The organism is Serratia sp. DD3, assembly GCF_000496755.2.
Genome location: NZ_AYKS02000006.1, coordinates 1 through 25,439 on the forward strand (window position 1 = coordinate 1; position 25,439 = coordinate 25,439).

At 50.0% G+C, this 25,439-nt stretch carries 23 protein-coding genes and 1 other annotated feature; of the genes, 6 read left to right on the forward strand and 17 right to left on the reverse strand.

The window, feature by feature from the left end; genetic code table 11:
* Positions 1 to 441: 441 nt before the first annotated feature.
* The 3 genes from clpB to rluD all read right to left on the reverse strand — a co-directional run bounded on the left by clpB (position 442) and on the right by rluD (position 4,853).
* The gene (clpB, locus tag IO95_RS00245) at positions 442 to 3,015 is read right to left on the reverse strand and encodes an ATP-dependent chaperone ClpB (RefSeq protein WP_023491040.1); all 2,574 of its coding nucleotides are present in this window, start codon (positions 3,013 to 3,015) and stop codon (positions 442 to 444) included.
* Between the two features lie 129 nt (positions 3,016 to 3,144).
* Positions 3,145 to 3,876 carry a purine nucleoside phosphorylase YfiH gene (gene yfiH / locus IO95_RS00250; RefSeq protein WP_023491042.1) on the reverse strand — a complete coding sequence of 244 codons (732 nt, stop codon included), beginning with the start codon at positions 3,874 to 3,876 and terminating at the stop codon, positions 3,145 to 3,147.
* Positions 3,876 to 4,853, reverse strand: coding sequence for a 23S rRNA pseudouridine(1911/1915/1917) synthase RluD (gene rluD / locus IO95_RS00255; protein ID WP_023491043.1), 978 nt, complete (start codon positions 4,851 to 4,853; stop codon positions 3,876 to 3,878). The genes yfiH and rluD overlap by 1 nt, the downstream gene beginning before the upstream one ends.
* A gap of 256 nt (positions 4,854 to 5,109) precedes the next feature.
* On the opposite strand from rluD, the gene bamD reads away from it, so the two are divergent.
* The gene (bamD, locus tag IO95_RS00260; RefSeq protein WP_023491044.1) at positions 5,110 to 5,841 is read left to right on the forward strand and encodes an outer membrane protein assembly factor BamD; all 732 of its coding nucleotides are present in this window, start codon (positions 5,110 to 5,112) and stop codon (positions 5,839 to 5,841) included.
* Between the two features lie 221 nt (positions 5,842 to 6,062).
* Here the strand turns inward: bamD and pobA are convergent, their stop codons facing one another.
* The 10 genes from pobA to IO95_RS00310 form a co-directional block, all read right to left on the reverse strand.
* The gene (pobA, locus tag IO95_RS00265; RefSeq protein WP_023491045.1) at positions 6,063 to 7,250 is read right to left on the reverse strand and encodes a 4-hydroxybenzoate 3-monooxygenase; all 1,188 of its coding nucleotides are present in this window, start codon (positions 7,248 to 7,250) and stop codon (positions 6,063 to 6,065) included.
* 177 nt (positions 7,251 to 7,427) lie between these two features.
* On the reverse strand, positions 7,428 to 8,387 hold the full coding sequence (locus IO95_RS00270; protein ID WP_023491046.1) for a Gfo/Idh/MocA family oxidoreductase: 960 nt from the start codon (positions 8,385 to 8,387) through the stop codon (positions 7,428 to 7,430).
* Positions 8,384 to 9,241, reverse strand: a complete 858-nt coding sequence (locus IO95_RS00275) for a class III extradiol dioxygenase subunit beta (protein WP_023491047.1) — start codon at positions 9,239 to 9,241, stop codon at positions 8,384 to 8,386. Before IO95_RS00275 ends, IO95_RS00270 begins: the two co-directional genes overlap by 4 nt.
* Complete coding sequence (ligA, locus tag IO95_RS00280) at positions 9,241 to 9,639, reverse strand: protocatechuate 4,5-dioxygenase subunit alpha (protein WP_023491048.1); 399 nt, start codon at positions 9,637 to 9,639, stop codon at positions 9,241 to 9,243. Before ligA ends, IO95_RS00275 begins: the two co-directional genes overlap by 1 nt.
* Position 9,640: 1 nt before the next feature.
* On the reverse strand, positions 9,641 to 10,555 hold the full coding sequence (locus IO95_RS00285) for an amidohydrolase family protein (protein ID WP_023491049.1): 915 nt from the start codon (positions 10,553 to 10,555) through the stop codon (positions 9,641 to 9,643).
* Complete coding sequence (locus IO95_RS00290) at positions 10,545 to 11,501, reverse strand: NAD(P)-dependent oxidoreductase (protein ID WP_023491050.1); 957 nt, start codon at positions 11,499 to 11,501, stop codon at positions 10,545 to 10,547. The genes IO95_RS00285 and IO95_RS00290 overlap by 11 nt, the downstream gene beginning before the upstream one ends.
* Before the next feature lie 19 nt (positions 11,502 to 11,520).
* Positions 11,521 to 12,213 carry a 4-carboxy-4-hydroxy-2-oxoadipate aldolase/oxaloacetate decarboxylase gene (gene ligK / locus IO95_RS00295; protein WP_023491051.1) on the reverse strand — a complete coding sequence of 231 codons (693 nt, stop codon included), beginning with the start codon at positions 12,211 to 12,213 and terminating at the stop codon, positions 11,521 to 11,523.
* A 39-nt stretch (positions 12,214 to 12,252) separates the two neighbouring features.
* Positions 12,253 to 13,278 (reverse strand): amidohydrolase family protein, encoded by a 1,026-nt coding sequence (locus tag IO95_RS00300; protein ID WP_023491052.1) that lies wholly within the window; start codon positions 13,276 to 13,278, stop codon positions 12,253 to 12,255.
* Between the two features lie 71 nt (positions 13,279 to 13,349).
* Entirely contained in the window at positions 13,350 to 14,747 is a 1,398-nt protein-coding gene (locus IO95_RS00305) for an MFS transporter (RefSeq protein ID WP_023491053.1), read from the reverse strand.
* Positions 14,748 to 14,923: 176 nt separating this feature from the next.
* Positions 14,924 to 16,009, reverse strand: coding sequence for a 4-oxalomesaconate tautomerase (locus IO95_RS00310; protein ID WP_023491054.1), 1,086 nt, complete (start codon positions 16,007 to 16,009; stop codon positions 14,924 to 14,926).
* 266 nt (positions 16,010 to 16,275) lie between these two features.
* Here IO95_RS00310 and IO95_RS00315 point away from each other — a divergent pair, with 266 nt between their 5' ends.
* Complete coding sequence (locus tag IO95_RS00315) at positions 16,276 to 17,220, forward strand: LysR family transcriptional regulator (protein WP_023491055.1); 945 nt, start codon at positions 16,276 to 16,278, stop codon at positions 17,218 to 17,220.
* Between the two features lie 49 nt (positions 17,221 to 17,269).
* Here IO95_RS00315 and IO95_RS26370 read toward each other — a convergent pair whose 3' ends face one another.
* Positions 17,270 to 17,419, reverse strand: coding sequence for a GyrI-like domain-containing protein (locus IO95_RS26370; protein ID WP_369794317.1), 150 nt, complete (start codon positions 17,417 to 17,419; stop codon positions 17,270 to 17,272).
* Positions 17,420 to 17,663: 244 nt separating this feature from the next.
* Between IO95_RS26370 and raiA the strand changes: the two genes are divergently transcribed.
* Positions 17,664 to 18,005 (forward strand): ribosome-associated translation inhibitor RaiA, encoded by a 342-nt coding sequence (gene raiA, locus IO95_RS00320; protein WP_023491056.1) that lies wholly within the window; start codon positions 17,664 to 17,666, stop codon positions 18,003 to 18,005.
* A gap of 125 nt (positions 18,006 to 18,130) precedes the next feature.
* Positions 18,131 to 18,256: a sequence feature (Phe leader region), on the forward strand.
* Between the two features lie 136 nt (positions 18,257 to 18,392).
* A complete protein-coding gene (pheA, locus tag IO95_RS00325; RefSeq protein WP_023491057.1) occupies positions 18,393 to 19,550 on the forward strand; it encodes a bifunctional chorismate mutase/prephenate dehydratase in 1,158 nt (385 codons plus the stop codon).
* Positions 19,551 to 19,607: 57 nt separating this feature from the next.
* On the opposite strand, the gene tyrA is transcribed toward pheA, so the two are convergent.
* Both tyrA and IO95_RS00335 read right to left on the reverse strand, forming a co-directional pair.
* Positions 19,608 to 20,729: a bifunctional chorismate mutase/prephenate dehydrogenase gene (gene tyrA / locus IO95_RS00330; protein WP_023491058.1), complete on the reverse strand. Its 1,122-nt coding sequence runs from the start codon at positions 20,727 to 20,729 to the stop codon at positions 19,608 to 19,610.
* Positions 20,730 to 20,735: 6 nt separating this feature from the next.
* Complete coding sequence (locus tag IO95_RS00335) at positions 20,736 to 21,809, reverse strand: 3-deoxy-7-phosphoheptulonate synthase (protein ID WP_023491060.1); 1,074 nt, start codon at positions 21,807 to 21,809, stop codon at positions 20,736 to 20,738.
* Positions 21,810 to 22,483: 674 nt separating this feature from the next.
* On the opposite strand from IO95_RS00335, the gene IO95_RS00340 reads away from it, so the two are divergent.
* Both IO95_RS00340 and IO95_RS00345 read left to right on the forward strand, forming a co-directional pair.
* Positions 22,484 to 23,830, forward strand: coding sequence for an anaerobic C4-dicarboxylate transporter (locus IO95_RS00340; protein ID WP_023489796.1), 1,347 nt, complete (start codon positions 22,484 to 22,486; stop codon positions 23,828 to 23,830).
* Between the two features lie 248 nt (positions 23,831 to 24,078).
* Positions 24,079 to 24,843, forward strand: coding sequence for a YdiY family protein (locus tag IO95_RS00345; RefSeq protein WP_023489797.1), 765 nt, complete (start codon positions 24,079 to 24,081; stop codon positions 24,841 to 24,843).
* Positions 24,844 to 25,065: 222 nt separating this feature from the next.
* On the opposite strand, the gene rplS is transcribed toward IO95_RS00345, so the two are convergent.
* The gene (gene rplS, locus IO95_RS00350) at positions 25,066 to 25,413 is read right to left on the reverse strand and encodes a 50S ribosomal protein L19 (RefSeq protein WP_023492026.1); all 348 of its coding nucleotides are present in this window, start codon (positions 25,411 to 25,413) and stop codon (positions 25,066 to 25,068) included.
* Between the last annotated feature and the right edge of the window lie 26 nt (positions 25,414 to 25,439).

Sequence of the window (25,439 nt, forward strand, 5' to 3'; positions counted from 1 at the left end):
CTTGATATTTTTTTGTTGCCGAAGCAACTGGATATCGTCTTTGTGAGTGCCCACACAGATTGTCTGATAAATTGTTAAAGAGCGTGGTTACCAAAACTTCCGGTAACGCGGGAGGCAGATAATACGCTTTCCCGCTGAAGAGTCAACCTTTTTCTCTACAAGAGACAGTGTTTTCACCGGGTTGCTTCTTCCTGCCTGGGCGACTTGTCAGCCGTTGTTCCCGAGCAGTGGAGGCGCATTATAGGGAGTTCTCAGTTCGCTGCAACCCCTAAATTCAAAAAAAGATCCAACCGTTCAAATAACAATCAAAACCGTCATTATTGACTGTTAATTGAGCAATTGATTCGTCATTTGCAGATTATTGCCAATCAAAAGCCCATCTGCCAGTTCAAATAATATAGGGGTGGTCATCCACCCCTATCATTAATCACAATCATTCGTTTATTGTTTAGCGACGATATGATCGTTTTCCACATCCAACGTTACTGGTCTGCCTGGAAGCAATTGCCCAGACAAGATCTGCTGCGCCAACGGGTTTTCTATTTCCTGTTGAATTGCTCGCTTCAATGGCCGAGCACCATAAACTGGGTCGTAGCCTATTTTACCTAACAGCTCCAATGCAGGCTCCGTCATGTTGACTTCATAGCCTCGCTCTTCCAGACGTCTGTACAAGCGAGCCAACTGGATCTTGGCAATCTGTGCGATATGTTTCTGACCCAGCGGATGGAAGACCACAACTTCATCTATACGGTTGATAAATTCCGGACGGAAATGATGAGTGACCATCTCCATGACCGCTTCCTTCATTTGCGTATAATTCATCTCACTAAAGTGCTCCTGGATCAGGTCAGAACCCAGGTTAGAAGTCATGATCACCACCGTATTGCGAAAATCAACCGTGCGGCCCTGACCATCAGTCAGGCGCCCATCATCCAACACCTGCAATAAAATATTGAATACATCGGGATGGGCTTTTTCCACCTCATCCAACAGAATGACTGAGTAAGGACGGCGGCGAACAGCCTCTGTCAAGTATCCGCCCTCTTCATAACCCACATAACCCGGAGGAGCCCCTACCAAGCGCGATACGGAGTGTTTCTCCATAAACTCAGACATATCAATACGTATCATGGCATCGTCACTGTCAAACAGGAACGAAGCCAAGGCTTTACACAGTTCGGTTTTACCGACCCCGGTAGGCCCTAGGAACAGAAATGAACCGATTGGTCGATTAGGATCCGAAAGACCTGCACGACTACGACGAATAGCATTAGCTACCGCGTTCACCGCTTCATCCTGCCCAATCACCCGAGAATGCAGTTCTTGTTCAAGACGCAGCAGTTTGTCGCGTTCTCCCTCCAGCATTTTGGCCACCGGGATCCCCGTTGCTTTTGCCAACACTTCAGCAATTTCCGCATCGGTAACCCGGTTACGCAGCAACTTCATGGTCTTGCCTTCAGCCTGGGTTGCTGCTGCAAGCTGTTTTTCCAAATCTGGGATTTTGCCATACTGCAATTCAGACATCCGAGCCAGGTCACCCATACGACGGGCCTGCTCCAGTGAAATCTTGGCTTGCTCCAATTCGGCCTTAATATTCTGCGTACCAGTAAGGGAAGCTTTCTCTGCTTTCCACTCCTCTTCAAGCTCAGAATATTCCCGCTCTTTCTGTTCCAGTTCGCCACTGAGCATTTCCAGTCGTTTCTTACTGGCATCATCTGACTCTTTATTCAGCGCCTGTTGCTCGAGTTTAAGTTGAATGATACGGCGCTCAAGACGATCAAGTGACTCTGGCTTAGAATCCATCTGCATGCGGATACTGGATGCGGCTTCATCGATCAAGTCGATGGCTTTGTCCGGTAACTGACGATCGGAAACATAACGATGCGACAGAGTCGCCGCCGCAACAATCGCCGGGTCAGTAATCTGAACATGATGATGCAATTCGTAACGTTCTTTCAGACCACGCAATATGGCAATGGTATCCTCAACGCTAGGTTCTGCCACATAGACCTTTTGGAAACGTCGCTCAAGTGCGGCATCTTTCTCTATATACTGACGATATTCATTTAAGGTGGTAGCACCGACGCAATGTAGCTCACCACGGGCAAGTGCGGGTTTAAGCATGTTGCCGGCATCCATCGCCCCATCTGCTTTGCCAGCCCCCACCATGGTGTGTAATTCATCAATAAAGAGAATGACACTACCTTCCTGCTTGGCAAGATCACTCAATACCCCCTTCAGGCGCTCTTCGAACTCACCGCGATATTTAGCCCCGGCAATCAACGCCCCCATATCAAGGGAAAGCACTCGCTTATGTTTCAGCCCTTCCGGTACTTCACCATTGATAATGCGCTGGGCCAAACCTTCAACAATGGCAGTTTTACCGACACCCGGTTCACCAATCAATACCGGATTATTTTTGGTACGACGTTGCAGAACCTGAATAGTTCGGCGGATCTCTTCATCACGACCAATTACCGGATCAAGTTTGCCCTGCTCTGCACGTTCTGTGAGATCAATTGTGTATTTTTTCAATGCTTGACGTTGGTCTTCTGCACCTTGGTCATCCACGCTGTCACCACCCCGCATTTGCTCAATAGACTTGGATATTTTATCCACTGTTGCACCGGACGCTTTCAGTAGGTCGGTCAAAGTACCGCGTTCTTCAAGCACCGCCAGCACAAACAACTCGGAAGAAATAAATTTATCGGCTCGCTTTTGCGCCAACTTGTCACAGAGGTTAAGAACACGTACCAGTTCATTTGAGGGCTGAACATCCCCACCAGTACCTTCTACTTGCGGCAGACGAGCCAAAGCCTGATCGATGCCTGTGCGCAGATGCGCAACATCGACTCCGGCAGCCGTTAATAATGGACGAACCGTGCCCCCCTCTTGACTGAGCAACGCGCTCATAAGATGTAACGGTTCAATAAATTGATTGTCGCGCCCAAGGGCTAGAGATTGAGCGTCGGCGAGGGCAAGCTGGAATTTGTTAGTAAGACGATCCAGACGCATAACACCTCCAATATAGGTTGAAATTGCTACTGGAGATCAAATGAGGTCATTCCTCAAATTTTCAAGGTTATTTCAACACTAATTATGAGTACAACGTTATGCATCTGTGGATCGTCCTAGGGTAGTAGGTTATATCACCCAAACCAAACTTGCCAGACGTCCGGTTAATCCATCGCGCCGATAGGAGAAAAAATGACTCATTTCGCTCATAGTGCAACGGTTTCCACCATAAATGGCTAAAATACCAGCACGCTGTAACCGCTGTTTGGCTAAAAAATAGATATCCGCGAGAAACTTTTCACCATGGGGAATAAATGCTGCAGCCGCAGCACGGTCAACCGCAATGAATGCCTCTCTGACTTCGGGACCGACTTCGAATTGACGTGGGCCTATGGCCGGACCAAGCCACGCGATGATCTGCGCTGGCTCAGCGGCAAAGTGTGCAACGGTATTTTCCAACACGCCATTGCATAAACCTCGCCACCCTGCATGTGCAGCAGCAACCTCATCACCCGCCAGTGATGCAAAGAGAACTGGCAGGCAATCTGCCGTCATCACTGCGCACACCTGGCCAACCTTATTGCTATAAACCGCGTCAGCTTGCTTGTCTTGCGGCATTTGGCCATCCAACATCAGGACTTTTGTGCCATGCACCTGTTCAAGCCACAATGGCATTTGCGGCAAACCAGCCAATGCCACCAGCAATTGGCGGTTATGGGCCACAGCCTGAATATCATCACCAACATGATCCCCCAAGTTCAGGGAATCATAGGGAGGCAAACTGATACCACCGAGTCGAGTCGTACTACAGGCTTTAACCCCAGCAGGCAGAGGCCAATCAGGCACAATAAGTGAATTCATTACCAATCCATCTGATCTCTAAATTCTTTGGTGTCAGCTTTTAATGCCTCAATCAACTCGACCATATCCGGTGGCAATGGCGCATGCCATTCCATCTGAATACCGCTGATCGGGTGGTAGAGACGCAACATAGTGGCATGTAGCGCCTGACGATCGAAACCACGTAGCGTATTGATAAATGCTTCGGAAGCACCTTTAGGTGGACGTGGCCGGCCACCATACAATTGATCACCCACCAGCGGATGACCAATGTACGCCATATGTACTCGGATCTGGTGCGTGCGCCCTGTTTCCAAACGCAAGCGTAGACGGGTATGCGCGCGGAAGTGCTCCATAATACGATAATGGGTTACGGCAGGTTTACCCATCGGGTGTACTGCCATATGAGTACGTTTAGTAGAGTGACGCGCTATCGGCTCCTCCACGGTGCCCCCCGCAGTCATGGTGCCGATTGCCACTGCCTCATACTCACGGGTAATCTCACGTGCCTGCAACGCTTCGACCAAGCGTGTTTGCGCTGGAATCGTTTTTGCCACAACCATCAAACCGGTGGTGTCTTTATCCAAACGATGGACGATCCCGGCACGAGGTACGTCGGCAATTGCGGGGAAATAATGTAACAAGGCATTAAGCACTGTACCATCTGGATTACCCGCACCAGGGTGCACCACCAGGTTACGCGGTTTGTTAATCACTAAAATATCGGCATCTTCATAGACAATATCCAGTGCAATATCCTGTGGCTCCCAACGAACCTCTTCGTCTACTTGTGCATCAATAGCAACAGTTTCCCCTCCCAAAACCCTCTCTTTAGGTTTATTTGCTGTTTTTCCATTGACCTGCACACGATCTTCCAGTATCCAATCTTTTATGCGAGATCGGGAATAATCAGGGAACAATTCTGCCAAAGCCTGATCTAAACGTTGTCCGAGTTGAGTTTCGGCCACCGTTGCGGTGAGTTGTACTTGTTGTACCATATGTCACTTCTTCATTAACGTTGGGTTTTCGCGGCGATGCCGTTTAATATAATGTACTATTGTATACCGATGTTGTTTCAAGATGCAGATAAGTGGCAACGGAGTAAAGCCCGATAAGCATAAAGCAGCTAATCATTCGGGTAAGTACAGGCAGCCAATACCCCTGAAATTTGAAAGGTAATGGGTATAACTGGTCTTTTGCCGGAAACTTAACGGACAGTTTCCGGAATAACACCTTGAGGATAATCAAAACGTCATGACGCGTATGAAATATCTGGTGGCAGCAGCCACATTGAGTCTGATGCTGGCAGGTTGTTCCACATCCAAAGATGTGGTTCCCGACAATCCACCTTCGGAAATCTATGCTACTGCCCAGCAAAAACTACAAGAAGGTAACTTTAAGGCTGCGATTACGCAACTCGAAGCGTTAGATAACCGCTATCCTTTCGGGCAGTACTCCCAGCAGGTTCAGTTGGACTTGATTTATGCCTACTATAAATCTGACGATTTACCGTTGGCACAAGCCTCGATCGACCGTTTTATGCGCCTGAATCCGACGCACCCAAACATCGATTATGTCATGTATATGCGTGGCCTGACCAACATGGCCCAAGATGACAACGCACTACAGGGCTTCTTCGGCGTTGATCGTTCGGACCGTGATCCACAGCATGGGCGCGCCGCGTTTCGCGACTTTAGCCAACTCCTTCAACAGTTTCCTGATAGCCAATATGCAGCAGATGCTTATAAACGGCAGGTGTTCCTGAAAAACCGTCTCGCTAAGCATGAGCTCTCAGTAGCGGAATACTACACTAAACGTGGTGCCTACGTCGCGGTGGTTAATCGTGTTGAGCAAATGATGCACGATTTCCCGGACACTCAAGCAACACGCGATGCATTGCCGTTGATGGAAAATGCTTACCGCCAGTTGCAGTTGAATGCCCAAGCAGACAAGGTGGCGAAAATCATCACCGCTAATCCGGCTTAAATATTTACTGAAAATCGAATAGGAGGCGGGCACACTCCCGCCGTCCTCTCACACCACCGTACATACGGTTTTGTATATAGTGGTTCATTAGTAACGTTGGAACTGATGGGGCTGGTATGTACGATGTTCATCTTGCTGGGCAAGACAGCCACATTGGGGTAGTACCATAGACTCAGGAGTAAGGATGCCGAGTTCGCCATCCTTATCGTACAGTGACTGGATTAGACAAAATCTGCGGCAAAATCTAACCCAACATAGTTTTCAGCAATCGTCGTTTGACCTGCTTGTGACCGCATCAGGTATTCCAACTCAGCCACCTGAATTTTCTGCTCAATCGGGTCATCGGAGAATTTGTGCATCACAGAGGTAAACCACCATGAGAAGCGCACCGCTGCCCAAATACGACGCAGCGCCGTTTCGGAGTAACGATCAAGCAGATCCTGACGCCCCGCCTCATACCAAGCGATCAACGCAGTTGACAGATAGTGCACATCGGAGGCCGCCAAATTCAATCCTTTAGCCCCAGTTGGCGGCACAATGTGCCCAGCATCACCCACCAGGAACAAAGAGCCAAAGCGCAAAGGTTCAACCACAAAGCTACGCAACGGTGCAATACTTTTTTCGAATGACGGCCCAGTGACCAGTGTGCTGGCATAAGGTTCTGGCAGGCGAAGGCGCAACTCATGCCAAAATGCGTCATCTGACCACGCTTCCACCTGATCAGTCAGCGGAACTTGCAGATAATAGCGGCTGCGGGTATGAGAACGCATGGAGCACAATGCAAAGCCACGCGGGTGATTGACATAAATTAACTCTTCATGGACTGGCGGAGTCTCTGCCAGCAGCCCCAGCCAGCCAAAAGGATAAACGCGTTCATACTCCCGCAAACGATCCTTCGGTACCGCGGCACGTGATGCGCCATGGTAGCCATCACAACCGGCGATATAGTCGCAGTGCAATACCTGCGGTTCACCGTTGGCGATGAAACTGATGGTGGGTTTATTGTCAAAAAAGCCTGTCGGCAACACATCCCGCGCTTCAAAAATGACTTGGATGTTATCGTCCTGCAATACCTTATCGTACAAATCTTTAGTCAATTCAGTCTGACCATAGACCATGACCTTTTTTCCACCACTCAAACCCGCGAGATCGATCCGTTTGATCTGATGATCAAACACCAGGCTGAAACCCTCATGGAGCAAGCCTTCCTTGTCCATTCGACCCCCAACTCCTGCATGGCGAATGAGATCTATCATACCTTGCTCAAGTATCCCGGCGCGCACGCGCGCTTCGACATAGTCGCGCGTCTGTCTTTCCAATACCACACTCTTGATACCTTTCTGGCTCAGTAACAGTGCCAGACACAACCCTGAAGGTCCTGCGCCAATAATAGCGATTTGTGTTTTCATCACGTTCTCCTCAAGCCGTTATACAACCCACGGGTATACCTGTGATACTTCAAGGGGCAGTGGTGTTGGCTACGCCTAAATACTCGGCTCTTCCTGAGCCTCCCCCCTAATGGGGCCACAGCAATCAACCCGAATCATTTTGGATATAGACGAGATATTTATCAGAAAATCAACCTGTTACTTACCCTGCAATTGCTGTTCAAGTTCATGTAATACTCGATAGCAATCGAGCACTTGCGCCACACTGCCATTGGGCTCACGCCCTTCTCGGATCGCGGCAAAAAATTCGCGATCCTGCAATTCGATGCCATTCATCGAGACATCAACATCAGAAACGTCGATTTTTTCTTCTTTACCGCTGTACAAATCATCGTAACGGGCAAGGTAAGTGCCACTATCACCGATATAGCGGAAGAAGGTGCCGAGCGGGCCATCATTATTGAATGAGAGAGACAAGGTGCAGATGGCACCATTTTCAGCCTTAAGTTGAATTGACATGTCCATGGCAATCCCTAAAGCAGCCGAGATCGGCCCTTGAATGGCATTGGCTTTGACGATACGTGAGCGGGTCTGGTAGGCAAACAGATCAACGGTATGCGCGGCATGGTGCCAAAGAAGATGGTCTGTCCAACTACGGGGCTGCCCCAACGCGTTCATATTGGTACGTCGGAAAAAATAGGTCTGAACATCCATTTGCTGGAGGTTGAACTCGCCAGCAACGGTTCGGCGATAAATCCACTGATGGCTGGGATTAAAACGCCGAGTGTGCCCCACCATGGCGACTTTGCCGGTCACCTGTTGTGCGGCCAGAACCGCTTGGGCGTCTGCCCAGCAATCCGCTAAAGGAATTTCGGTCTGAACGTGTTTGCCTGCCTGCATACAGGCTATCGCCTGAGAGGCATGCAATTGGGTGGGAGTGGCCAGGATCACCGCATCGACCTCTGGCAGGGCCAGTGTGTCCGCCAACTGGGTAGTGACATGGGGGATACCATATTGTTCGGCCACGGCATTGGCAGCATCAAGACGTGCGCCAATCAGTGACACCACTTCCACATCAGGAATCGCTTTAATCGCCTCCAGGTGTTTAATGCCGAAGGCACCTGGCCCGGCGAGGGCGACCTTAAGTGTGTTGCTCATAAGACATTCTCCAAAATCAAGTGACCCACCGCAGTATTAGATGCCGGAACGTGGTAGAAGCGATGTGCCAGCCGAGGCGTCGCCCCGCCAGCCACATCCGCCATGGCACCACGGGCAATCAACCACATCACCAATTCAATACCTTCCGATCCGGCTTCACGTACATAATCAATGTGCGGCATAGTGGCCAGCGCCGCCGGATCAGCAATCAGTTGGTCAAGAAAGTGGTTATCCCACGGTGAGTTGATGAGCCCAGCACGTGGCCCCTGTATCTGATGGCTCATACCGCCAGTGCCCCAGATTTGCACATTCAGATCCTCATCAAACGACGCCACAGCACGGCTGATCGCCTGCCCCAACTGGAAACAGCGCTGACCGGAAGGAACGGGATACTGCACCACGTTCACCGCCAGCGGGATCACTTTGCAGGGCCAGGCAGATGGCTGGCCAAACATCAGCGACAGTGGCACCGTCAGACCATGGTCAACCGGCATCCGATTGACCAGCGTCAAGTCAAAATCATCACGGATCACACTTTGTGCAATATGAGCGGCCAATTCGGGATGCCCATACACAGTGGGCACCGGGCGTGGCCCCCAGCCTTCATCTGCTATCGGGTACTCTGCCGCAGTACCGAGCGCAAAGGTGGGAATGATATCGAGGTCAAAGGCAGTGGCGTGGTCGTTATACACCAGAAAGATCACATCGGGCGGGTTGTCGCGGATCCATGCCTTGGAAAACGCATAGCCATCGAATACCGAGGCCCAATAGGGTTCATGGGCCTTGCCAAGATCCAGTGCTGCACCAATCGCAGGCACATGGGAGGTATAGACACTCGCAGAAATATGAGCCATTACTTTTTCTCCTCCCACTCATGTTGATAACGGTTGCCTTCGATATCGCGTCCACCGAGGATCATCATGTCACGGTATGCATCTTCATCCATTCCCGTCATGCTGCCCGCCATTTGCTGAAAACTTAATCCATCAGTGGCACCGATGCGGGCGAGAAAATAGATATTGCCTCCCAAGGCAATACAGCGATTCAGGTCACGTGCCAGCACCGCCTGTTTTTGCTCATCACTCATCGCCCACTCATCAAGATAGGCACGTTCATCCGCTTTGAAACGCGCGCGGTTCTCTGCCTTCATCAAAGAAGAGCAGAACTGGTTAAGCCAGTACCCCTTGCGTGACTGGTCTGCGTCAAAAATGGTGGTTCCTGGAACATCTTGGTACGGTTTATCGAGTGCCATGTCAGATTTCCTCCGGCCAGTAAAGCCGCATCGGGTTATCGACCAGCAGCTTGCGCTGCAACAGTGCCGTTTCTGCAATCAGTGGAATAAAATCCACCAGCAGTCCATCATCTGGCATAGCGTTGTTCAGGTTGGGGTGTGGCCAGTCCGTCCCCCACAGCACACGGTCGGGGAACTGTTCGACCAAGTGCCGAGCAAACGGCACTACATCCCGGTAACTCTGCCGTTCACCATTCAGTGCGGCTGGGCCTGTCACCGACAAACGCTCTGGACAGCTCACTTTTGACCAGATATGCGGATGCTGTGTCATCAATTCGACAAACGCGGAGAACGCCGGCCCATCCACCGGTTGGCGAACATCGGGCCGCCCCATATGGTCCACCACCACCACTGTGGGTAACGCAGTAAAAAAGTCGCGTAATTCACCGAGATCCTGCGCTTCGAAATAAACCACGATATGCCAACCCAGTGGGGCAATGCGGGCGGCAATTTCCTGCAATGCCGCCTTTGGGGTGAAATCCACCAACCGTTTAACAAAATTGAAGCGCACCCCACGCACCCCCGCGGCATGTAACGCTTGTAACGTCTCATCTGACACATCGCGCCGTACAGTCGCCACACCACGGGCCTTGCCATTAGCAGCCAGACAAGCGTCCACCATCGCGCGGTTATCCGCGCCATGGCAGGTGGCCTGTACAATCACATTGCGGGAAAAACCCAAGTGATCACGCAACGCAAACAGCTGCTGTTTGCTGGCATCACAGGGCGTGTATTTCCGCTCTTCGGCATATGGAAAGTGCTCGCCTGGGCCAAACACATGACAATGAGCATCCACACTGCCGGGCGGTAGAACAAAATGTGGTTTCGATGGGTTGGCATACCAGTCAAGCCATCCCGGTGTCTTTTCAAACTTCATGCACTCCCCCTGGTGGTTTTTTAGCGATATCATTGAGTAGTCGGTCCGCTTCGGTTCGCCAATCTGTACTGCGCGCAAAAGCGGCATCAGAACGGGCACCAAAAATCCCTTGCTCAGCCTGATCCGCTATCCACGCCTGGCGCACTACCGTGCCTGATGCCATTGCAGGCTCTAGGCCGATCTCGCTTATGGTGGCAGCCACTTCACGCATCTCTTCTGCGCGGCGGCGTCCATGTTCAATCACCCGCTGAAAGAAATAACTGCCTTGCTGCTGCCAATCAATACTGGGAAACGTCTCTGCCAGTGAGGCCAAAACCTGATCTTCCACACCGTAGGCGCGGGCTGCGGTAAAACTCTCAATCACCAGCGCTTCCAGCCCCTTGATCATCACACTGCGGCACATCTTGGTGGCCGAAGCTACCCCCAGTGTTTCGGACGCCACTTTGGCATCAAACCCCAACGCCAGCAGAGTCGGCAGCATGCGGTGCGCCGCCGGCCCTCCCAGCAGCAGTGGCACTCGGATGCGATACGGTGGGACAGAGGTCATCACCGCACCTTCTACATAGAGGCCACCAGCATCCTCTATTGCCTTTGCCGCCTGTTGTTTAGATGTTGGCGACGCTGAATTGAAGTCGAGAAACCCAACACCCTTACCGATACCACCAGCACAAGCCTGTGCTGCGTTGACTGTTTGGTCGGCAGTCACTGCGCAAATAATAAATTGACTGGCAGCGCCCAGTGCAGCGGCACTCTCAACCGCCACCACACCGTGTTGTTGAGCGTGTGCTAATAGTGCCTGCCCTGCTGTTGCTGGCTGGGAAAATTTGCTGTCATAAGTACACAGTTGCTTTATCCCCCTGGCACGCAGATCCTCTGCCAGAATACGCCCCACTTCACCGTACCCAAGCAACCCGATGCACCCGTTTTCAATCAATTCGGGTTCCATAGACTCTTTCCCCTGTCAGTCAGTCGATATAACGCAATCCGGCTTTGGTGAGCGGTTCACGCATGTTGTACATATCCAGTCCTAGCACCCCAGAAGCCAGTAATTGCCGCTTCTCTGCCTCTTTCTCTTCACGCTCGCGGGCTTTCTGTGCCACCAGACCTGCCTTGGCTGAGGGAACCACCACCACACCATCCACATCAGCCACAATGACATCACCTGGCTCCACCAGTGCCCCAGCACACACCACAGGAATATTCACTGAACCCAGCGTGGCCTTAATGGTGCCTTTGGCATGGATGGCACGAGAGAAAACAGGGAAGTTCATCTGTTCAAGATCACGCACATCGCGTACCCCACCATCGATGATCAGCCCCTGAGCACCACGAGCCTGAAAACTGGTGGCCAGCAGATCGCCAAAGAACCCATCCTCACAATCGCTGGTACAGGCAGCGACCAGCACATCACCTTTCTTCAGTTGCTCTGCGGCCACATGCATCATCCAGTTATCACCGGGTTGCAGCAGCACGGTCACTGCGATTCCACACATTCTTGCGCCGGGATAGACGGGGCGCATATAGGGCTTCATTAATCCCACTCGCCCCATTGCCTCATGCAGTGTCGCTACCCCAAAAGCCGATAGCGCCTTAACCGCCTCGGGGTCGGCACGTTCAATACTGCGGTGAACTACCCCCAGTTGATTCAAATTTTTCATCACTTTTCTCCTTCACGAGCACCGTGCACGCCTTCAGATTTAGCGGCCTCTATTTTTCAACGCCTGATCCAAGCGAGGATAAACACGACGAACATTGCCCTCATAAATCAGGCCACGCTGTGCATCCGTCAGCGCAGCTCCTTCTATGTAGCGTCGGGTATCGTCATAGTAGTGACCGGTTTGTGGATCAATACCGCGTACTGCACCGATCATTTCTGATGCAAACAAGACATTCTCCACCGGGATCACGTTGGTCAGCAGGTCTATCCCTGGCTGATGATAGACACAGGTATCAAAGAAAATATTTTTCAGCAGATGTTCACGCAGGTCCGGCTTTTTCAGCTCTTGTGCCAGCCCACGGAAACGCCCCCAGTGATAGGGTACTGCTCCCCCACCATGGGGAATAACAAAACGCAGGGTGGGAAAGTCCTTGAACAGATCAGACGTCAGGCACTGCATAAATGCGGTGGTGTCGGCATTCAGATAGTGCGCGCCCGTGGTGTGGAAATTGCAATTGCAACTGGTGGAAACATGCACCATCGCTGGGATATCGTACTCCACCATCTTTTCATAAATCGGATACCAATGGCGGTCATACAGCGGCGGTGAATTCCAGTACCCACCAGAAGGATCCGGGTTCAGGTTAATGGCGACAAAACCATACTCATTGATACAACGCTCAAGTTCTGGGATACAACTCGCGGGATCGACACCGGGTGACTGTGGCAACATCGCCGCGCCAATAAAGTGATCGGGAAATAACGTCGACACCCTGAAACAGAGCTCATTGCAAATAGCCGACCAGGTGGCGCTGGTGTTGAAATCGCCAATGTGATGAGCCATAAAGCTGGCTCGGGGTGAAAACACCACCATATCCAGGCCACGCTCCTTCAGCAGACGTAGCTGATTCTGTTCAATCGTCTCGCGCAGTTCATCGTCACTGATGCTGAGCGATGACACTTTCGGCCCCAGATGAGGCGTTGCCAGATTTGCAATCTGCTGGTTACGCCATACTTCGAGCGCTTTAGGTGCAGTGGTGTAATGACCGTGACAATCAATAATCATGTGTTCATCCTGTTCAATTCAAAAATCACTCAATTTGTGGTGTTATCCCTATGTCGCACGCGAATAGGCAGTCACTCTCTCACCGTCAACTCAATAGCCCCGTCTGACGCCATCGCCACCTTAGCCTGCTGCTTGTCACGTCGTGCTCTAGCTTGTGCGCTGAACTGTTTGATCAACAACGCAATAGTGGCAACCAATGCAGGGAAGGCGATCACGACAAATATTTCACTGAAATCGAGATGACGGCGCGCTAATTCAGCCACCAGAAATGAACCGGCAATCCCGCCAAAACGCCCGAGACCAAGCATCCAGGCTACCCCAGTGGCACGACCAGCGGTGGGATAAAAAACCGCTGCCAACGCGGGCATGGAAGACTGCGCCGTATTCATTAACGTACCGGCAACAAACACCACCGCCACCAGCAGCCCGACGTTGTGAGCCATCTGACCAATAGCAGCAACGGCCACGGCGGTGAGGGCATAACAGACAGCAATGGTGCGATCAGCGTTAAAGCGATCCATCAGCCAACCGCAGAACACCGCCCCCACGCCACCTAACGGGAATAATGCAGAGATCAGCAATGCGGTTTTCGGCGTCAAACCGGCCTCACGAAACAGGATTGGCATCCAGTTGATCAAGGCGTAGAAGATGACCAACCCCATAAAATAAGTCAGCCATAACATGACAGAGCCAACGAGGTAACGGCGGGAGAGGATCACCTGCACACCGCTCTGGGCTGGCAGCCCCTGCTCTGCGGTTACTTCAGTCAGTACAAACGCTTTGGCAGAATAAACTTGCGGAGAAATACGAGAGAGGATACTGCGCACGCGTTCAACCGGTTTCCCTTTCGCCACCAGATAACGCACCGATTCTGGCAGATAGCGTAGCATCACCAATACCAACACCAGCGGTACGACCCCACCCAACATCAGCACACTGCGCCATCCCCATTGCGGGATCATCAATGACGCCAGGCCCCCTCCCAATGCGGCCCCAAGCGGAAAACCACAGAACATGGCATTGGTGATCATGGCGCGTCGCTGGCTGGGGCTGAACTCGCTCATCAATGTGACGGCATTAGGCATTGCCGCCCCCAACCCTACGCCAGTTAAAAAACGCAGGGCGGTCAGAGAGTGTAGATTTGCGGCATAGGCGGACGCCAGGCTAAACACGCCAAACAACAACACAGAGACCAGTAGCACCAGCTTGCGTCCGAAACGATCTGCCAACGGCCCGGCGAACAGGGCTCCCGCCGCCAAACCAAACAGCGCTGCACTCAATACCGGAGCCAGATCCTTTTTCTCCAGCCCCCACTCTTGTAGCAACGAGGGGGCGATATAACCAATCGCTGCCGTATCAAAGCCATCCAGTAAAACGATCAAAAAGCATAAAATAAAAGTCAGCCACTGAAACGGCGAAAACCGACTTTGGTCAATAACGTGTTGAACATCAATGATATCTTTTTGCATGAGTGATCCTTTAAAAATCTGATGTTACACGGCGTGCCGCCACTGAAGCGGTTGCTAAGCCGGTTGATGGGCGTTTGCAAAGTGCTTCGTGCAGATAGCGAACCGGTTAACCGATTGCCAAATATACGGATCGAACATCGGATACAGGGGCCCCTATATCGCGCTTTTTCGTGTGGTCAGGGGATAGGTACCATCACCTCCCCCCGCATAATCAAGCGTGCAGTACGCAGCAATGCCGCTTTTTCAACCCGTTGTGGATCATCCGCACTGAGCGCCAGATCGACAGAAAACTCCCCCGAGGGATGCTCAACAGACACTCGCTTGAGCGCCCCTTCAGGCAGTTGGGCCACGCCATCCGCTACCGAGCCGGTTAATACACACGCCGTACCAACCGTTACCGCCGCCAGCACACCTATCGCGTCGTGGCAGACATGGGGAATGAAACAACGGGTCGCAATACTCCCCCCATTGACTGGCGGGGCAATCAGACACATTTTGGGATAGGTTTTTTGTGCCACATCGCCCAACCCCATCAGATAGCCACAATGCAGGCGCAGCGCCTCTAGGCGTGTTTTCAGCTCGATATCCGCATTAAGGTCAGCCACCGGCTCGCGGCCCGTGCGGCCAACATCAGCCGCACGCATGATCACCAGCGGCATCCCGTTATCAATACAGGTCACATCAAGCCGCCCCATACCGGGGAGCTCAACCGAATCCATTACATTGCCGGTCGGCAACAACTCGGCACACACCGAACCTGCGGTATCGAGAAAGTTAATGGTGATGGGAGCTGCCGTCCCTGGGACGCCGTCAATACGGACATGACCTTCATACGCCACCTGCCCATTGGGCGTTTGTACGGTAATGTCGCACTGCATGTCGGTGTTCAGTGTCAATACACGGAAAGTGCTGGTCTCCCCCTGAGGGCTGACTATTCCGGTCTCCAATGCAAAAGGCACCACGGCGGCAAGCATATTGCCGCAGTTAGGAGAGGTATCAACAATCGGCTTATCCGGGACGACTTGTGCAAAAAGAAATGTGAGATCAATGCCCGGTGTTGTGCCTTTGCCAACAATGCCGACTTTACTGGTCAGCGGGTTGCCCCCCCCTAAACCGTCGATCTGGCGACGATCCGGTGAGCCCATCACCGCAAGCAGGATACGGTCACGCTGTTTGGGATCGGTGGGCAAATCCGCTTGGTTAAAAAAAGGACCGCGTGATGTTCCGCCACGCATAAAGAGGGTTGAGATAGGCTTTTGCATAACATCTTTTCCCTTGAGTCGATGACTGATAACACAGCGTTTTGAAACTATCGGCTGCGGAATAACGCACTGATACGCAGCAATGAGGTTATGGCCCAGTGGTGCATAGGGTCATTATTCAGTGTGTAAACAACTTGTAAAATAGGCATTTCAAACTATTAGATATGCTATTTTGAGATAGCGTGACCGAGAGCACAGCAAACGACATCGTCATGCAATTGCAGGAAAAGTGCGGCCAGTGCTAGAGTGACAAAAGGAGCATCAGTATGGATCTGAAACAAATCGAGTATTTCGTCCATGTTGCCGAGTTAGGCAGCTTTACCAAAGCCGCCGTCATGCTGGACATTGCCCAGTCCGCCATCAGCCGCCAGATCCGCCAACTCGAAGTTGAACTGCAACAGTCTTTGTTACTGCGCAATGGGCGTGGTGTCACCATGACCGAAGCAGGGAAAGCCTTGCTGGAACATGGGCTAGGGATACTTCACCAGGTCGAACGTACCCGCGAGATCGTTAGCAAAGCTAAAGGAGCGCTATCTGGGCACGTTGTTGTCGGCCTACCGCCAAGCCTGTCACGCCTGCTGACGGTTCCGTTAACACGGGCGTTCCACCAGAAAATGCCACATGCTTCACTGGCTATTTGTGAAGGGTTGTCGATCAATATGCAGGAATCACTGCGTAATGGCCGTATGGATATCGCTCTGTTATACACCCCCACACCGACCACCGAAATCGACATCATTCCGATCAGCAATGAGCCGCTCTATTTGATCGAACGCGCCACGTCTACTCAATCGGATGATGTCGTATCGCTTACGGCACTGGCAGATAAACCGCTGGTGATCCCTTCCAAGCCACATTCCATTCGGATGCTGGTTGAATCGGCACTGGCAGAGCAAGGCTACCACCCGAATATCGCACTGGAAATCGACAGCGTCCCAGCCATTCTGGAACTAGTCTGTGATGGTCTAGGTTGCGCGGTATTATCACAAATGGCATTGGTACGCTTTGAAAAAGCAGAGCTGCTGCATATGCGGCAGATTGGCTCTCCCCCCCTCACAACCCGACTGGCGCTTGCCACCAGTGCCCGCCGAGCCATGACGCTCACTCAACATGCCATGCTTGATCTGATCCAAACACTGATGCAACGTGTGACTTGCCAGCACGACATTGAGGGAAACCCCGCACTAAACGGGGCAATTAGCGTCCGTTAACACCACGAACCGCCGTGATGCGAACCTCGAACGCAACAGTCAGGCAGGATTACTTCACCGAGAGATAGAAAAGATAGAGGTGTGTTTGCAGCTCAGCGGGTGGCGTAACGCGAGGGTCATTGACATATTGCTCAAACATGGAGAAGTCTGCTGGTTCCACCTCACTGTTGGGCAACCAGCCTGAAAACAGCCACGTCAAACATCACAGAGAAATTTTACTCATAAAAACATAACATTAGATAAATTATGCGAGCCCTTAACCTATCGATAATGCGCGATTTTTTGCCGACACTCAAGTATCAGATAGCGATTTTATCTGTTAAATCACAGATTGAGTTAACTTTGCAAAAAGCGACAAAAATATAAGACTTTTCTCACGCATTTCGTTGGAAAGCGCGGTATGCTGAATTTAACCAAGACGGAAAGACAGAGAGGTAAGTTATATGACAGTCAACATTACCAGCAAACAAATGGATATCACTTCCGCAATCCGTAGTCACGTCGAAGACCGTCTCAGAAAACTGGAAAAATGGCAGGCGCAGCTGATTAACCCCCATATTGTTCTCTCTAAAGAACCGCAGGGGTTTGCAGTAGACGCAACAATTACTACACCTAATGGCCCATTGGTTGCCAGTGCCAAACATGAAGATATGTATGCTGCCATTAACGAACTGATTACCAAACTTGAGCGTCAGTTGAACAAAGTACAACACAAAAGCGAAGCTCGCCGAGCCTCTGCCAGTGTAAAAGATCTCGCTCCGGAAGTGATCCCGGAAGAGAAGTAAACCCAATAAGTAGCCGCTTACTATCGAACGCGCCTCCGGGCGCGTTTTTTGTCTCGCAGTTTTTATTGACAGAGAGAAAAGCCAACGGTTACTTTAAACACTCAATCACACACCTTTGGGATAATGATGAGCCATAACCTGTTCCTCTTCGCATTCTTTTTTACCTTCCCATGAATGGGGGGCTTTTCGTCATATGAAAAAAAGTGCGAAGACGAATAACAAAGCCCCCTGATACTGGGGGCTTTTTTTATGGTGCTTTTTTTTATGGTACTTTTTTTTATGGTTACTTGGCAAAAAATTGCAACCCTGCCCTAGTTCACGCCTCTAGGAGTTATGTGGGGTCGTGGGAACATGAACTCAGCGATAGAATACAAGGCAAAACTGACTATGACTGACAACCCGTTACTGGTACTACGTGAGCGAATCAGCGCTCTGGATATGAAATTACTGGCTCTACTGGCAGAACGCCGAGAACTGGCCATTGAAGTGGGTAAAACCAAACTACATTCACACCGCCCGATCCGTGATAAAGAACGGGAGCGCGATCTACTGAACGCGCTGGTAAGCGCGGCAAAACCTTATGATTTAGACGGTTTCTATATTACCCGCCTGTTCCAGCTGATCATCGAAGATTCCGTACTGACTCAACAAGCCTTGCTGCAACATCAACTAAACCAAATTAGCCAAGACTCAGTACGTATTGCCTTTTTAGGACCCAAAGGCTCCTACTCACATTTGGCAGCTCGCCAATATGCAGCCCGCCATTTCGATCAACTAATAGAATGTGGTTGTCAAAAATTTCAGGACATTTTCACTCAGGTAGAAACGGGGCAAGCTGACTACGCTATTGTGCCAATCGAAAATACCAGTTCAGGCTCTATCAATGATGTGTACGACCTATTGCAACATACCAGCCTATCAATTATCGGTGAGCTCACATTGCCTATTGATCACTGCGTATTGGTGTCAGGAACGACGACTTTGCAACAGATAGAGGTTGTCTACAGCCACCCCCAACCTTTCCAGCAATGTAGCCATTTTATTAATCACTACCCTCACTGGAAGATTGAGTATTGTGAAAGCACTGCGGCAGCGATGGAAAAAGTCGCCAAGCTGAACTCGCCAACGATCGCCGCATTGGGTAGCGAAGCCGGTGGGGCATTGTATAACCTGCAAGTCCTTGAGCATAATCTGGCCAACCAAAAACAGAACATTACCCGTTTCATTGTCCTGGCACGTAAAGCGATTGATGTTTCTGAGCAAGTGCCAGCCAAAACTACGCTGATTATGGCCACTGGCCAACAGTCTGGTGCATTGGTTGAAGCCTTATTGGTGTTGCGTGACAACAACATCATCATGACTAAATTGGAGTCTCGCCCAATCAATGGCAATCCGTGGGAAGAGATGTTTTATATTGATGTACAAGCTAACTTGCGTTCTGCAACGATGGAAAAAGCCCTGAAAGACCTGGCACCACTCACCCGCTCGTTGAAAGTATTAGGGTGCTATCCCAGTGAAAATATTGTACCGGTTAATCCTGCTTAACTCATGACACTGGGCTAGGGTTCAGTTTTACCGAACACTAGCCCTTTCATTAATATTCTACTGACGATTATCACTCGCCTGACGCAATAGTGAACGGCTCTCAACCAGGAAACGCTGAGCATAATCACCAAACCATTGCTCTACTTTGCAAAAGCTTTGGATAAATGCCTGTTTATTCCCTTGCTCCAATAGCTTAATCGCCTCACCAAACCGCTGGTAGTAACGTTTGATCAAGCGGATATTCTCATCCGACGACATAATGATATCGGCATATAACTGTGGATCCTGAGCAAATAATCGCCCTACCATGGCCAGTTCCAAGCGATAGATGGGCGAAGAGAGTGCCAGCAACGACTCCAATTGCACATTTTCTTCAGCCAGATGCAAACCATAAGCAAAAGTAGCAAAGTGACGCAACGCCTGAATAAAAGCCATGTTCTGGTCATGTTCAACCGCACTAATGCGGTGTAACCGAGCGCCCCAGACCTGCAGTTGATCGAGTAACCACTGATAAGCCTCAGGTTGGCGACCATCACAATAGACCACAACCTGCTTCGCCACACTGCCAACATCCGGGCCAAACATCGGGTGTAAACCTACCACCGGGCCAGGGTGCACAGCCAACATCGCCTGCAATGGTCGGTTCTTCACCGAAGCTAAATCCACCAAAATGCAATCTTCCGGCAACGGAGGCAGTTGGTTTATGACCTGTTCTGTAACGTGAATAGGGACACTGACTATCACCATCCCAGCATCCGCCAGCAAGCTCCCTGCCTGCGGCCAATCTTCCCTATCCAGCACTTTGACTTGATAGCCAGACAACGTCAGTAACCGGTTGAACAAACGCCCCATCTGACCGTTGCCGCCAATAATCACGATTGGCCGCAACTGCGGACAGAGGGTTTTAAATCCCTTGTCATTTTCACTGGTATAAGACTCACGCATTACGCGGCGCAAAACATCTTCGATCAAATCGGGTGGAACACCGAGACCTTCCGCCTCTTTACGGCGAGAAGCCAACATTGCGGCTTCTCGTTCAGGAACATAAACCGGTAAGCCATAGCGACTTTTGACCTCACCCACTTCGGCCACCAGCTCTAGTCGTTTTGCTAACAGAGCTAACAACGCTTTATCTACTTCATCAATTTGATCGCGTAATACGGTCAGTTCAGCCACCATAAATCACTACTCTCCAATGCGTGACTTCAGCACAGTTCCCAGCTCGTGATGCATTTTCCGCAACAGAGCTTCGGTACTTTGCCAGTCAATACAGGCATCGGTCACCGAAACACCATAGCGCATATCTACCTTGGGTTGCTCTGAAGACTGGCTACCTTCATGTAAATTACTTTCCAGCATGATACCGGTAATCGAACGGTTACCTGCCTTGATCTGCTCAACAACCGACTCCGCAACCGTCGGCTGACGGCGGTAGTCTTTATTTGAGTTACCATGACTGCAATCTATCATTAAGGAAGGATGGAGTCCCGCATCGCGCATCTGTTTTTCACAAGCGGCAACATGCTCGGCACTGTAGTTAGGGGCTTTGCCGCCACGCAGGATCACATGACCATCCGGATTGCCTTGCGTTTGCAATAAACAAACCTGCCCAGCCTGGTTAATGCCGACAAAACGGTGCGCCATGGATGCAGCACGCATAGCATTGATTGCTGTGCCTAAACTGCCATCGGTTCCATTCTTGAAACCCACCGGCATCGAAAGACCAGAAGCCATTTCCCGGTGTGTCTGTGATTCGGTAGTACGGGCACCAATCGCTGACCAACTAAACAAATCACCCAAATATTGTGGGCTGTTAGGGTCCAACGCTTCAGTTGCCAATGGCAATCCCATACCAACCAGATCCAACAGCAGGCGACGGGCAATATGCAGCCCCTCTTCAACGTCAAAAGAACCATCCATATAGGGATCGTTAATCAGCCCTTTCCAGCCAACCGTGGTTCTTGGTTTTTCAAAATAGACACGCATAACAATATACAGTTGATCGCTCAATTCAGCCGACAGGGATTTTAGCCGACGAGCGTAATCCAGTGCCGCATCGGGATCATGGATCGAACAAGGTCCGCAAACGACGAGCAGGCGGTGGTCCTGCCCTTTAAGAATATTGGCAATAGTGCGACGAGCTGTAGCAATTTCATGCTCATCGCTCACACTGAGTGGAAACTGGTTCTTCAGCTCTTCCGGAGTAATGAGTACCTGTTCTGCCATAATATGTACGTTGTTGAGCGCGTCTTTTTGCATGATGCTATTCCCTATCATTTACCGTATGTTTGAGCGTAGTGAGATCATTAAGGATGATGTGCGACTACATTACCACACGGTGTAAAGATTTCAATCCATTTAGTGTAAATTAAATAATCCAGAATAAAATCTACTGAAGAACATCACCTTTGGTTAAAAATCGGCATTCAATAGGCTATTTTTATTAAAAAATAAACATCTTAAAGTCACCCAACAGCTAAGCGAGTCACTATTATCGTACACTTTAGTTTACATCAATGTGCTTTGTAAAAGTCATAGTATCCACCTAATGACTCCCCTGTTGTCACTAACAGAAACTTGAATAAGATTGGACATAGAGGTGTACAAAAAACAATCTCCCATCTTAATTGCTGATTAAAAAACAATCTGAAGCGAATAAAATTAGCTCGCACGCCAATTAAACATTTGAAATACAATTGCAACACGATTAGCTAGCATTTATTTTTCATTCGTTATTTACCTCTATTTATCACTGAAAACTCCCCCCTCTTAGTGAATAAAAATTGCGGAATCTCACAGTTATCTCACGCCAAATGGATAACTATAACGCTAAAGCGCTCATACCTCTTTCTAGGGGGCACACAGATAGAGTCCGCATAGCCTAGGTTTTTTGGTCAGCGTTAGCAGTTCTTCATTTATTACAAGGGAATCACATGATCACTCTGGAATTTTCAGTCATTATTCTTTGCTTATTAGTCGGTACCCGATTTGGCGGTATGGGGCTAGGCTTAATAAGTGGGATTGGCTTATTCTTGCTTTGCTTTATATTTGGTTTGCAACCAGGTAAGCCTCCTGTTGATGTCATGCTAACCATTTTAGCGGTAATCGGTTGTGCTTCAGTATTGCAAACAGCTGGTGGCTTAAATGTCATGATGCAATACGCCGAACGACTACTCCGCCGCCATCCACAGCACATTACTCTACTCGCTCCCTTTACTACCTGGACACTGACGTTTCTCTGCGGTACCGGTCATGTGGTATACACCATGTTCCCGATCATTGCAGATATTGCCATTAAGAAAGGAATTCGTCCTGAACGCCCAATGGCTGTTGCCTCTGTCGCTTCCCAAATGGCCATCACGGCGTCCCCGGTTTCTGTTGCCGTTGTATCCTTAGTATCAATCATTGCTGCTGGGCATGGTATTGGCAAAGCCTATTCGTTGGTGGAAATACTTGCAATCTCTATCCCGGCATCACTGGTTGGTGTTCTGATGGCGGCATTATGGAGTCTGCGTCGCGGTAAAGATTTAGATAAAGACCCAGAGTTCCAGGAAAAAATCAAAGATCCTGAACAACGTGCCTATATTTATAGTGGTACCGAAACCTTACTTAACCAGACCTTCCCCAAGCAGGCTTACTGGTCAACGGTGATCTTCTTTGCTGCTATCGCTGTGGTTGTTATGCTGGGTGCCTTCACTGACTTACGCCCTTCCTTTGCAGATGCCAAAGGTGCTCTAAAACCGCTGTCAATGAATCTGGTGATCCAGATGATGATGCTGATAGCCGGTGCCATTATCCTGATAGGTTGTAAAGTCAAACCCGCTGAGATCGCTAATGGTGCCGTATTCAAAGCCGGAATGGTCGCCATTTTCTCTGTATTTGGTGTGGCGTGGATGAGTGATACATTCTTCCAGGCTCATATGGGTGATTTGAAGTTGCTGTTGGAAGATGTCGTCAAAAACCAACCGTGGACTTATGCCATCGTTCTATTCCTTGTTTCCAAGTTAGTTAACAGCCAGGCTGCCGCACTGACAGCCATTGCCCCAATGGCCTTACAATTAGGTGTTGACCCTAAAATGTTGTTGGCTTTTTTCCCAGCGGCTTATGGCTACTTCGTCTTACCAACTTACCCCAGCGACTTGGCATGTATCGGCTTTGACCGTTCAGGAACAACCCGCATCGGTAAATTTATCATCAACCACAGCTTTATTATCCCAGGTTTGATCGGTGTATTTTGCTCTTGTATCACCGGTTACCTTCTGGTCACGGCCTTCCTGTAATTGCCTTCTTGACGGCAACGGAATATTTCCCGTTGCCGTTATGAGCAGGCTCTTCCCCGCCGCCCTCAAGCTACTGACCCATCACTGCTTTACTCTGCTAAAATCAAGACGCCATAGTAGAAGAAAAGTGAATAAGTAACGGTATAAAATAAAAAAATTAAGCTAACAGGGGCTGTTTTTGTCCTAGAGGGGAACCGATATAATGTGATCGTTATCACTTAATATCACTCTTAACAACTGGATCCAAAATGCTCTCTTCATGCGCTCGTCGCGCCATTCCATTATATTTTAGTTGCTTGACTGCCTTCACCAGTGTTTCTGTCTTTGCTGACAATACTCTTTTTACTGCGATGGACGACCCAGCCACTGCCAAGACACCCTTTGATGGCAATATTCAGGCTGGTTATAACGCGCAATCGGGCAACTCCCAGAACTCCGCGTTACTGGCCAATACCACGATGACTTGGTTTAACAATAATACCGCCTACAGTTTGTGGGGTTCAGCCAATAACACGACCTCTGCCAATGTACGCTCTTCTGAAAGATATCAAGCCAGTGGGCGTACTCGTTACAATCTAACCGACCGTAATTACATGTTTGGTCAGCTAGGCTGGCTAAATGATCGTTTTGCCGGTTATAACTCGCGCACCACAATCACCGGGGGTTATGGTCGTCAGATCTTTAACGGCCCAATTCATGATTTGCGTCTCGAATTCGGCCCTGGTGTACGCCATGATGAATACCGTGCTGGTGGTCAAACGACTCGTGCATTAGCTTACGGTGCAGCCAACTATTCCTACAAACTGACTGATAATGCTCATCTGTCTGAAGGTATCTCTGCGCTGGCTAACGACCAAACCACGCTGAATTCGGAAACGGCACTCACGGTCGCTATAAACAGCGACTTCTCCTTACGGCTGGCCTATACGGTAAACTACAACAGCAAGCCACCCGCTTCTGCGCCTAAAAACACGGATACCACCACCTCAATCACCTTAATGTACGGGTTATAACTTTCTCTTCTTTTTTGTCGTCAGTATTCGGTGGGAATTAAAAAGAAAAGGGGTTGGTATAAAGCCAACTCCTTTTTCTATAGACAAAAAAGCCCATAGTTTTCATTAGGGTATTGGTGTATGGAAGATAACTGACCAGCGGAGGACTGTATAAAAAAGGGGCTTACCATAACGATAAGCCCCTGATAGCTATTAACTTTTGGATGCAGCGCTAGCTGTATCTTAGTTAAGACGCTCTTTGATACGAGCAGACTTACCAGTACGCTCACGCAGGTAGTACAGTTTGGCTTTACGAACGGCACCACGACGCTTAACAGTAATGCTGTCGATTACTGGGGAGTGAGTCTGGAAAACACGCTCAACACCTTCGCCGTTGGAAATCTTACGAACAGTGAATGCAGAGTGCAGACCGCGGTTACGAATAGCGATAACCACGCCCTCAAATGCCTGCAGACGCTTTTTAGCACCTTCAACGACCCATACCTTGACTTCCACGGAATCACCCGGACGGAATGCAGGTACGTCTTGCTTCATCTGCTCTTGTTCAATTTGCTTAATAATGTTGCTCATAATATGTCTCTTACCCTAGGTAAACT